The 12,312-nt window shown below is 66.8% G+C and carries 2 protein-coding genes (1 of these 2 cut by a window edge); both read left to right on the forward strand.

All coding sequences use genetic code 11. The features are described from left to right. Entirely contained in the window at nucleotides 1-9,732 is a 9,732-nt protein-coding gene (locus ABQX22_RS23990) for an amino acid adenylation domain-containing protein (protein WP_349802372.1), read from the forward strand. After that, nucleotides 9,732-12,312: the start of a non-ribosomal peptide synthase/polyketide synthase gene (locus tag ABQX22_RS23995; protein WP_349802373.1), read on the forward strand. The gene runs 13,898 nt beyond the window's last position; 2,581 of the gene's 16,479 nt are visible here — the first part of the coding sequence; its start codon is at nucleotides 9,732-9,734; its stop codon lies off the right edge, out of view. Before ABQX22_RS23990 ends, ABQX22_RS23995 begins: the two co-directional genes overlap by 1 nt.

Here is a 12,312-nt window from a genome sequence, read left to right on the forward strand (position 1 = left end):
ATGAAATCCATACGAGATCAGGCCGCGCATTTTCCCGCACTGGTGGGCCTTTATGCGCAGCGCCAGCCGGACCGGATTGCCCTCCGACACATCGTCCACGAAGACCAGCCGCCGCTTTTGACCACCTACGCGGCGCTGGATGAACAGGCCCGTTCGGTGGCCGGCTGGCTGCAGCAGCATGTGGGTGCCGAAGGCGGCGAGCGCTGCGTGTTGATCCTGCCCACCGGCAGCGATTACGCCGCCGCGTTCCTCGGTTGCCTGTACGCCGGGGTCATTGCGGTGCCGGCGTTCGCCCCGGAATACAACCGCCAGACCCACCTCGACCGCCTGACCGGCATCCTGCGTGACGCCGCCCCGCAAGCAGTGCTGGGCCGCCGCGATGACCTGGACAAATACCAGCAGCAGTTGCTGCCGTTCATGCCGGCGGGCGGGCAGTTCATCGCCATTGAAGACGTCCACAGCGGCTGGCAGACGTCCTATCAGGCGTCGATCATCCAGACCACCTCGCTGGCCTTTTTGCAGTACACCTCCGGCTCCACCAGCGCGCCCAAAGGCGTGATGGTCTCCCACGACAACCTGATGGCCAACGAAGTGGCCATGGCCCGGCATTTCATCACCGATGCCGACAGCGAAAGCTGGGTCAGCTGGTTGCCGCTGTACCACGACATGGGGCTGATGTGCGGCCTGCTGCTGCCGCTGTACTACGGCGGCACGCTGACCTTGATGTCGCCCAACTATTTCCTCGCGCGCCCGGCCCGCTGGCTGGAGGCGATGACGCAATACGGCGGCACCTTCTCCGGTGGCCCGGATTTCGCCTATCGGTTGTGCGTGGAGCGGATCAAGCCCGCCGCTGTCAGCCAGCTCAAGCTGGACAACTGGAGCCTGGCGTTTTCCGGCTCCGAGCCCATCCGCCTGGACACCCTCGAAGCGTTCAGCGAGCGCTTCGGCGCGGCGGGCTTCCGGCAACGGGCGCTGACGCCGAGCTACGGTCTGGCGGAAGCGACCTTGTACGTCAGCGCCGCCGTGCGGGAAACACCCTTCGGCATCCATCGCTTCAACGCCAGCCAACTGGCGGCAGGCGAAGCCGGGGAAGCCAATCTGGTCAATCAGGACGCCGGCAGCCGCCTGCCCGGGTGTGGCTGGTGCCGGCCGGACCACGCCCTGCGCATCGTCGACCCTGCCACGCTGCAGCCGTTGTCCGCCGGGCAGGTCGGCGAAATCTGGATCGCCGGCCCCAGCGTTGCCCAGGGCTATTGGCAGAACGCGGAGGCGACCGCCCAGGCCTTCGTCCAGCAGGACGGCCAGCGCTGGCTGCGCAGCGGTGACCTGGGCATCGAGCGCGGCGGTGAGCTGTTCATCACCGGGCGCCTGAAAGACCTGATCATTCTCAACGGGCAGAACCTCTACCCGCAGGACATCGAGTACGCCCTGGAAACCCGCGTCCCGTCCCTGCGTCGGGGCCGTATCGCCGCGTTCCCGACGCTGGACGCCGACGGCAGCGAGGGCATCGGCCTGGCGCTGGAAATCAGCCGCAACGTGCGGCGCCTGATGCCACCGCAAATGATCTGCGACGCGGTGCGCGATGCCGTGGCCGAAGTGTTCCTTGTGGCACCGGCGTTGATCGTATTGCTGGAGCCCGGCGCCTTGCCGCGCACCACCAGCGGCAAGCTGCAACGGGCAGCGTGTCGCCTCGGCTGGCAGAACGGCAGCCTCGACCGTTTCGCCGTCTGGCAGGCCGGCCGCCTGCTGGACGCCACCGACACAGCCGGCGCACCCTCGGATACGCCGCTGCTGCCCGAGGTGGTGGCGGCGTGGGAAGAGGTGTTGGGCACAAGCCCGCTCGCCGCCCACGATCACTTCTTCGCCCGTGGCGGCGACTCGGTGGGCGTGGTGCAAGTGCTGTCGCGGCTCAATGCAGCCCTGAGCCTGAAGCTGGAACCGGCGCACCTGTTCGAACACCCGCTGCTGGGGGATTTCAGCGTCCACGTCGCCGCGCACGCCCGAAGCGCAGCGGTGGCCGACCCGATCACGCGACTGCCGCATGACGCGCCGCTGCTGCAATCCTTCGCCCAGCAGCGCCTGTGGTTTTTGGCGCAACTGGCGCCGGACAGCAGCGCCTATCACCTGTGCGGCCAGTTGTCCCTGGGCGGGGTGGTTGACGAAGCGGCGTTGCAGCGCAGCTTCGATGACCTGGCCGCGCGGCACGACAGCTTGCGCACCACCTTTGCCGCCCGTGCCGATGAAGCGCTGGTGCAACGGGTGCATCCGCCGCGCCCGGTGCGCTTCGAACGTCACGACCTCAGCCGGCACGGCCAACCGCTGGCGGCGCTGGACGCGTTGGCGAGCGCCGCGGTCGAGCAACCCATGGACCTGCAGACCGGCCCGTTGTGGCGAATACTGAACGTGCGGCTGGCGCCGGACCGGGTGCAACTGGTGCTGGTGCTGCACCACATCATCGCCGACGGTTGGTCGGTGCAAGTGCTGCTCAAGGACTTCACGGCGCTGTACGCCGCTCACGCCCGGCAGTGCGCGCCGGTGCTGGCGCCGTTGCCGGTGCAATACGCGGATTTCGCCGCCTGGCAACGAGGCCGGTTAGCGGGCGGCGAGGGCGCACGTCAGCTGGATTACTGGCGCAAGCAACTGGGCGAGACCCAGCCGGTGCTGACCCTGCCCGGCGACCGTCCGCGTCCGGCCCAGCAGAGCCATCGCGGGGCGCGCTATGCGCTGGCGTTCGACGGCGTGCTGAGCCAGCAGTTGCGGGAACTGGCGACAAGCCACGGCGCGACCTTGTTCATGGTCATGCTGGCGGCGTACAAAACGCTGCTGGCGCGCTACAGCAGCCAGACCGATCTGCGGGTCGGCGTGCCGGTGGCCGGGCGGACCTGCACCGAAGCCGAAGGGCTGATCGGGCTGTTCGTCAACACCCTGGTGCTGCGCAGCGAGGTCTCGCCGCAGCAGTCGTTCAGCGCATTGTTGCAGTCTGTCAAGCGCACCGCCCTGGGCGCGCAGGCCCATCAGGACCTGCCGTTCGAGCAAGTGGTGGAAGCCCTCGGCGTGTCCCGCAGCCTGAGCCACAACCCGCTGTGCCAGGTGAAATTCACCCAACAGTTCGCGCTGCCCCAAGGGCTGGAAATGGCGGGCATGACCCTGGACGTCAGCCAGCTGGACGACTACGCCGCGCACTTCGACCTGGGCCTGGACATCACCGACACCCCCGAAGGCATTCAGGCGGTGTTCACCTATGCCTGCGACCTGTTCGACGAAGCGCGGATCGCCGGGATGGCCGCCGACTTGCTGCGTGTCTGCGCCCAGGTCTGTGCCCGACCCGAAGCGCGACTGGCCGACCTGCAACTGTCAGCCGCCTTATCAGTCATCAAGGCCGAAACGGCTGAGTTTCTCGCCGACGACGTGCTGGCCCTGTGGGACCGAAGCGTGGTGGCGTCGCCCTATAACCTGGCCGTGCAATGTGAGACCGAGCGCCGGGATTTTGCCTGGGTCGACGGCCAGGCCAATCGTCTGGCCCGGCATTTGCGCAGCGCCGGTGCCGGTGCCGAGTGTTGCGTCGGCCTGTTGCTGGAGCGCTCCGTCGAGTTCGTCGTCGGGCTGCTCGCCGTGCTGAAAACCGGCGCCGCCTACGTGCCGCTGGACCCGAAATGGCCCGCCGAGCGGCAGGCGTTTGTGCTGGCGGACAGCAACGCGGGCTGGCTGATCAGCGATACCGACGCACCCACCGACTTTTCCGGTGAACGGGTCGGCATCGACGCCGATGCCGCCTGGCACACACAGCCGGCCACACCGTTGGCGGTGCGCGTTCATCCCCAACAAGCGGCGTACCTGATCTACACCTCCGGCACCAGCGGCACGCCCAAAGGGGTGGTCATCAGTCATGGCGCGCTGGCCGATTACGTCCAGGGGTTGTTGCAGCGGCTGGACCTGACGCCCGGCGCGAGCATGGCCATGGCCTCCACCGTGGGCGCGGACCTGGGCCATACCGTGTTGTTCGGCGCCTTGTGTTCGGGCCGCGCGCTGCATCTGATCTCGGCGGATCGCGCCAACGACGCCGACCGTTTTGCCGCGTACATGGCCGAGCATCAGGTGGCGGTGCTGAAAATCGTACCGACCCATTTGAGCGGTTTGCTGCAAGCCGGTCAGCCGGAAAACGTCTTGCCGCAGCAGGCGCTGATCCTCGGTGGCGACGCGCTGCCCTGGGCATTGATGGCGCAGATCAAGCGCCTGAAACCCGGCTGCCGGGTGATCAACCACTACGGCCCCACCGAAACCACGGTGGGCGTGCTGACAAACGAGCTGATCGAACCAGTGGCCGTCGGTGACAACGCGCCCATCGGCCGTCCGTTGCCCAACGTCAGCGCGCTGATCCTCAACCACCAGCTGGAACCGGTGGTGCAGGGCGACGTGGGCGAGCTGTACCTGGCCGGTCCCGGTCTGGCCCGGGGTTATCACCAGCGTCCGGCCCTGACCGCTGCGGTATTTCTGCCCGATCCGCAGCATCCCGGCCAACGCCTGTACCGCAGCGGCGACCGCGCGCGCCTGCTGCCCGACGGGCAGATTCAGTTTCTGGGCCGCGTCGACGATCAGGTAAAAATCCGCGGCTACCGCGTCGCCCTCGGTGAAATCGCCCAACGCCTGCGTCAGCTCGACGGCGTGCGCGATGCCTTCGTCCGGGTCGATGAGCGCGGGCAACTGGTGGCCTATGCGCTGCACCGCACTGAGCTGCCGCAGGACGGCGAAGCCTTGCGCTCGGCGCTGACCGCGCACCTGCCGGACTACATGGTCCCCGCGCACATCGTCGTGCTCGACGCCTTCCCGCTGACCGCCAACGGCAAGCTTGATCAGGCCGCCTTGCCCGCGCCGCAACTGACCGCCCAGGACTTTGAAGCGCCCCATGACGGCGTCGAAGCGGCACTGGCCGCGCTGTGGGCCGCCGCGCTGAACATCGAGTCGGTGGGGCGCCACGATAACTTTTTCACCCTCGGCGGCGACTCGATCCTCAGCCTGCAAATCATCGCTCGGGCCCGGCGCCAGGGCATCCGCCTGACGCCCAAGCAGCTGTTCGAAAAACAGACCATCGCCGAGCTGGCAGCGGTGGCGGTACTGGCCGAGGCCAAGCCTGCGCCGGTCAAAACGCCGCTGGCAGTGGTCACCACCGACTTTGCCCTGACCCCGATTCAGGCGCGCTTTTTCGCCCAGCCGTTGGCGCAACGCGATCACTGGAACCAGTCGCTGCTGCTGGATCTGCCCCAGGCGCTGGACGCCGATCTGCTGCAACAGACGCTGAACCTGTTGCTCAAACAGCACGACAGCCTGCGCCTGAGCTTTCATCAGGGCGACGACGGCCAGTGGCAACAGCGCTACCGCGACCGTGAAAGCGCCGAACGCGTGCTGTGGAACGTGGAGATCACGCGGGAGCAGGATTTCCCTGTGCTGTGCGAGGACGCGCAACGCAGCCTGAACATCGAGCACGGTCCGTTGCTGCGGGTGGTGCACGGGCGCTTGCCGTCCGGCGAGGGCCGCCTGTGTCTGGCGATCCATCATTTGGCAGTGGACGGGGTGTCGTGGCGGGTGCTGCTGGAAGATCTGCATCACGGCTACACCCAACTCGCAGCGGGCAAGCCCCCGGCGCTGGCGGACAAAACCGCAAGCGTCCAGGCCTGGTCCGAGGCGTTGCAGGTCTGGTCTCGCAGCCCGCAACTTCACCAGCAGCTGGCGTATTGGCAAACGCTGAATCCGGCCGACGCCATGCTGCCCGGCGACACCCAGGTGCAGAGCCTGGTCGGCGATGCGGAGCACATCAGCCTGACACTCGACGCCCGGCACACCCGCCACTTGCTGACCGACGCGCCGGCCGCGTACCGCACCCGCATCGACGACCTGTTGCTGGCCGCGCTGGCGCACGCCCTGGCGCAATGGACCGGTCGTCCTCGCCACGTCATCAGCCTCGAAGGCCATGGCCGCGAAGACGACGCGATCAACAGCGTCAACACGCTGGACCTGAGCCGCAGCGTCGGCTGGTTCACCAGCCTGTACCCGTTGGCGCTGGAGGCGAGCGATGACCTCGTTACCACCCTGAAAACGGTCAAGGAATCGCTGCGCGCCGTGCCCGACAAAGGCCTTGGTTATGGCGTGCTCAAGCACCTGGCCGGCGCGGATTTGCCGGAGTTGATCGGGCAGGGCGTGACGTTCAATTACCTGGGACGTTTCGAGAACGCCGAGGGCGCGCTGTTTGCCCTGGCGGACCAGACGCCCACCGCGTTGCGCGACCCCCACGGCCCGCTGGCCAATGCCCTGGCCATCGACGGTCAGGTGCGCGACGGGCAATTGCGGCTGGACTGGACCTTCAGCCGCCAACGCTTCCCCCGCGACAGCATCGAACAATTGGCGGCGCTGTACCGCGACAACCTGACGGCGTTGATCGCCCACTGCTGCCACGAGCAGCACGCCGGTCTCACGCCGTCGGATGTTCCACTGGCCGGCTTGAATCAGGCGCAACTTGACGCGTTGTCCACCCCTGCGCGGGAGGTCGAGGACATCCTGCCCCTGGCGCCCATGCAGCAGGGGATTCTGCTGCACAGCCTGCTGGAGCGCGGCAACGGCATCTACCTGATGCAGGACCAATACGCGGTGGGCGCTCACGTCGATTTCGAGGCCTTCACGTTCGCCTGGCAACAGGTGGTGCAGCGTCATCCGGCCCTGCGCACCGCCTTTCACGGCCTGGAAAGCGGCGTGCAGCGGCAAGTCGTCATGCGCCGCGTGCCGTCGGTGGCGCAACTGATCGACCTCAGCCATTTGTCCCGCGACGCCGCCGATGCCGAACTGGAAACGCTGCTGCGCGCCGAGCGCGAGCAAGGCTTTGATTTCGCCAAAGCGCCGCTGCTCCGGCTGCGGCTGGTCAAGTTCAGCGAAGCGGATTTCCGCATTGTGCAGAGCCACCACCACGCCCTGATCGACGCCTGGTGTCGCGGCCTGATGCTCACTGAATTCTTCGGCCATTACCGCGCCTTTCTCGAAGGCCGCACGTTGAGCCTGCAGCCTGCGCGGCCGTACCGGGATTTCCTGGCCTGGCTCGCCGAGCAGGACGAAGGGGCGTCGCGCGAATACTGGCGCAACGCGCTGACCGGGTTCACTGACGTCACACCGCTGCCGTATCGCCGCAGCCCTCAGGGCGAGCCGCAGATGCGCGACGTTTCGCTGGCCCTGGGCAACGCTGAAACCGCTCGCCTGGCAGACACCGCGCGCCGGCACCGGCTGACCGCCAACACCTTCGTTCAGGCGGCGTGGGCCTTGTTGCTGATGCGCCACGTGGACCGCGACGACGTGCTGTTCGGCGTCACCGTGGCCGGTCGTCCCACTGAGCTGGAGGGCATCGAAGGCGCCCTGGGGCTGTTCATCAACACCTTGCCGCTGCGGATAAAACGCCCGGCCCCTGGCGCGCCGGCGCTGGACTTGCTCAACGCCCTGCAAGCGCAGAACGCCGACATGCGTCAGCACGAGCACGTGTCCCTGGCGGACATTCAGCTGCTGGCCGACACCCCCCGGGGTCAGCCGCTGTTCGACAGCTTGTTCGTGTTCGAAAACGTGCCGCTGGGCGCCGAGGTGCAACAGGCGGTCAGCGATTACCGGATCACGCCGCTGGCCAACCGCACCCACACCAACTACCCGCTGACCGTGGTGCTGTTGCCCGGTGAATCGCTGCACTTGCAGTTGACCTACGACACCCGGCACTTCGCCGACGCCGACATGCACAGCCTGGTCAGCCAGTTCCGTCGGCTGCTGGTGCAACTGATCGACAACCCGGCGCAATCGCTGGCCGAGCTGCAGTTGCTCACGGCCGATGAGCGCGCCAGTTTGCAACGCCTGGGGCAGGGCGACGCGCAGCCGCACTGGTACGGCATCAGTTATCTGGAGCGCTTCGAATCCCGAGTGCAGGCGCATCCATCGCTGGACGTGGCGCGCTGCCAGGGGCAACGCCTGACCTACGCCGAACTCAACCGTGACGCCAACTGCATCGGCCACGGCTTGATCGCCGAAGGCGTGCAAGGGGATGACGTGGTGGCGCTGTATGCCCCGCGCGGTTTGCCGTTGCTGAGCATGATGATCGGCGCGTTCAAGGCTGGCGCGGCGTACCTGGCGCTGGACGAACGTCATCCTGCCGGGCGCAGCGCACGGATGCTCCGCAGCAGCGCCGCACCGGTGTTGCTGGTGCCCCAAGATTGCCTGGATCAGGTGCAGGCGATTCTCGCCCAGGCCGACGTCGCGCCCCGGGTGTTGATCCTTGAAGACCTGCTGGCGCAACACCCGGACCACAACCCGGGCCGCTATGCGACCGCTGAACAACTGGCGTACGTGATCTACACCTCCGGCTCCACCGGCGAGCCGAAAGGGGTGATGGTCAACCAGCGCGGCATGCTCAATAACCAGATGGCGAAACTGCCGTATCTGCGCCTGGGCGAGGGCGATGTCATTGCCCAGACCGCGGCCACCGGTTTTGATATTTCGGTGTGGCAGTTCCTCACCGCGCCGCTGTTTGGCGGGCGGGTGGAGATTCTGCCGGACAGTGTGGTGCTCGACCCGCAGCGCCTGTTGGAAGACGTGGTGGCCCATCAGGTCAGCGTGCTGGAGTGCGTGCCTGCGGTGATCGACGGCCTGCTTGCGGCTCCGCGCCACAACCTCGGCAACCTGCGCTGGCTGTTGCCCACCGGCGAAGCACTGACCGTGGATCTGGCCACGCGCTGGTTCGCCCGTTACCCCGACGTACCGTTGGTCAACGCCTACGGCCCGGCCGAATGCGCCGACGATGTGGCGCTGCACACCCTGACCGGCGCGCCCGGCGCCAAAGCGTCCATGCCCATCGGGCGGGCGACGGACAACAACCGCCTGTACGTCCTCGATTCCAGCCTTGAGCTGACCCCGTCGGGCGTGGTCGGCGAGCTGTACATCGGCGGCGCGGGCGTTGGCCGTGGGTATGCGGCACGGCCCGGACTGACCGCCGAACGCTTCCTGCCGGACCCCTTTGGCGAGCCCGGTGCGCGGCTGTACCGCAGCGGCGATCTGGCGCGCTGGAATGCTGACGGCGCCCTTGAGTACATCGGCCGCGCCGACTTCCAGGTGAAGATTCGCGGCCAGCGCATTGAGCTCGGCGAGATCGAAAACCTGCTGCTCGCCCACGCCTCGGTGCGCGATGCCGTGGTCAGCGCGCAACCGACGCCCCATGGCCCGCAACTGGTGGCGTACGTGGTGGCTGAAACGTCCGGGCGGCTGAATGTCGATGACCTTAAAACCACCCTCGCGCAGCATTTGCCGGCCTTCATGGTCCCGGCCCACGTGTTGCTGCTGGACAACCTGCCGCGCAACGCCAACGGCAAACTCGACCGCAAGGCCCTGCCGATGCCGAGCTGGGAAGCCCGCACCTACCAGGCGCCCCAAAGCGAACGCGAACAGGTGCTTGCCGAACTCTGGCAGCAGCTGCTGAAGGTCGAGCGGGTGGGCCGTCACGACAACTTCTTCGAACTGGGCGGGCACTCGTTGCTGGCGACGCGCTTGCTGTCGCGCATCCGCGAGCGGCTGGGGGTGAGCATTCCGCTGGCCCAGGCCTTCGAGGCCACAACGGTCGCCGCGCAAGCCGCGCTGATCGACACCTTGCAGGGCCAGGCCCTGACCCTCGACCGGCTCGATGCCCTGGACGAGTTAATGAATGAGTTGGAGGAAAGCAACTGATGTCGCCATCGAACACCACACCCCCAACGGCTCCGCACTCCAAATTGCTGGCGTTGGCCACGCGTTTCCTCAGCCTGGGCGCCGCCCAGCGCCGGGTGTTTCTCGGCAAGCTGCGCGAGCAAGGTCTGGACGCGTCGGCGCTGCCCATCCCCACCGGCGTCGCGGGCAAGCGCAGCCCCACGTCGTTCGCGCAACAGCGCCTGTGGTTTCTGGAGCAACTGGAACCGGGCAACAGCACCTATCACTTGCCCGGTGCCTTGCGCCTGAGCGGTGAGCTGAACGTCGACGCCGTGCAATCCGCGTTCGACAGCCTGGCCGTGCGGCATGCCAGCCTGCGCACGGTGTTCGCCACCCTGGATGACGGCGCGCCGGAACAAGTGATTCAGCCGCCAACGACCGTGGTCATCGAGCACCGGATGGCGAGCGACGAAGCCGAGCTGTTGGCGCTGTCCGAGGCCTTTGCGCGGCGGCCGTTCGATCTGGCCGAGGGGCCATTGTGGCGCGTGGTGTTGGTCGCTTTGCCTGCGAATGCCGAAGGTCAGGCGCAACACGCGTTGCTGGTCTGCCTGCACCACATCATCGCCGACGGTTGGTCGATTCAGGTCCTGCTGCTGGACTTTGTGCAGGCCTACCGCGCCCGCTTGCAGGGCGATGACGCCGCATGGGCGCCGTTGCCGGTGACGTACGCCGACGTCGCGCTGTGGCAGCGCGCGTGCCTGGACGCCGGCGAAGGCGAGCGCCAGCTGGCCTACTGGACGCAGCAGTTGGGGGACGACGCGCCGGTGCTGGAACTGCCCACGGACCGTCCGCGTCCGGCGCGGCAAAGCTATCGCGGCGCGCGGCTGAATTTCACCTTCGCCGACCCGCTGACCGCGCGGATCAAAGACCTCACCCGGCAACGGGGCGTGACGGTGTTCACGGTCGTGCTCGCCGCGTATCAAGTGCTGCTGCACCGCTTGAGCGGGCAAAACGATCTGCGCATCGGCGTGCCCATCGCCGGGCGTGGGCGGGCGGAAACCGAGGGGCTGATCGGCTTCTTCGTCAACACCCAGATCCTGCGCGGCGAGGTGTCCGCGGACGCGACCTTTACCCAGCTCATCGAGCAGGTGCGGCAGACGTCCCAAGGCGCACAAGCCCATCAGGATCTGCCGTTCGAGCAACTGGTGGAGGTGCTGGCGCCGGAGCGCAGCCTGAGCCACAACCCGCTGTTTCAGGTGCTCTACAACCACCAGCAACGCCAGGACGAAGCGCTGCAATTGATGCCGGGGCTGGACGCCCGACTGATGCCCCTGGACAGCGGCAGCGCGCAGTTCGACCTGGCGCTGCACACCTGGGAAAACGCCGCCGGCGAACTGGCCGGCAACTGGAATTACGCCACCGACCTGCTCGACGGCAGCAGCGTCGAGCGTGTGCATCAGCGCTTTCTCCGGCTGTTGCAGCAACTGCTGGAACAGCCGGACGCAGCGATGGGCGACCTTGAGTGGCTGGACCAGAAGGACCGCGAGCAACTGGCGGTGGTTAACGATACGGCGCGTGATTGGGCGGTTGACGCGCCGATTGTCCATCGGCAGTTCGAGCGCCTGGCGGCGTTGCATCCCAAGCGGCAGGCGCTGCGTTTTGGTGATCGGGTGCTGAGTTATGGCGAGCTGGATCAGCGCGCCAATCAGCTGGCCCATCACCTGCGTTCGCTGGGCGTTGACCGCGAATCGCTGGTGGGCGTGGCGGCGTTGCGTTCGGTGGAAATGGTCGTGGCGCTGTACGCGGTGGTGAAGGCGGGGGCTGCTTATGTGCCGCTTGATCCCGAGTATCCGGTTGATCGCTTGCGCTACATGATCGAGGACGCGGGGGTTGCGCTGTTGTTGACCCACGATGCAGCGGTCGATGATCTGCCGCCGGTGGATGGCGTGCAGGTCCTGAATCTTGATCAGCTGGACGTCAGCCATTGCTCGACTCAAACGCCAAACGTCGAGATTCATCCCGAACAACTGGCCTACATGATTTACACCTCCGGTTCGACCGGTAAGCCAAAGGGCGCGGGCAATACCCACGCCGCGCTGTTCAACCGCTTGGCCTGGATGCAGGACGCTTACGCGCTGGACGCCACCGATTCAGTGCTGCAAAAAACGCCAGTCAGTTTTGACGTGTCGGTGTGGGAGTTCTTCTGGCCGCTGATGGCGGGCGCCCGGTTGGTGCTGGCACAGCCGGGGGATCATCGGGATCCGGCTGTGCTGTCGGGCCTCATCAAAGAACACCAAATCAGCACGCTGCACTTCGTGCCGTCGATGCTCGCGGCGTTTATGGCGCAGGATGATTTCGACGGTTGCCGCTCACTGAAACGCATCATTTGCAGCGGCGAAGCTTTGCCTGCTGACTTGCAGCGGGACACGTTGCACCGGCTGCCGAATGCCGTTCTGTTCAACCTCTACGGCCCCACCGAAGCGGCCATCGACGTGACCCACTGGACCTGCCGCAACGAGCCGGGCGGAAGCGTTCCCATCGGCGCGCCTATCGCCAACCTGCAGATTCATATCCTCGACAGCCGTCTCAATCCGCAGCCCATCGGCGTGCCGGGCGAGCTGT

It is taken from the genome of Xanthomonas sp. WHRI 1810A, assembly GCF_040202885.1.
In the GTDB taxonomy this organism is placed as follows: Bacteria; Pseudomonadota; Gammaproteobacteria; order Pseudomonadales; family Pseudomonadaceae; genus Aquipseudomonas.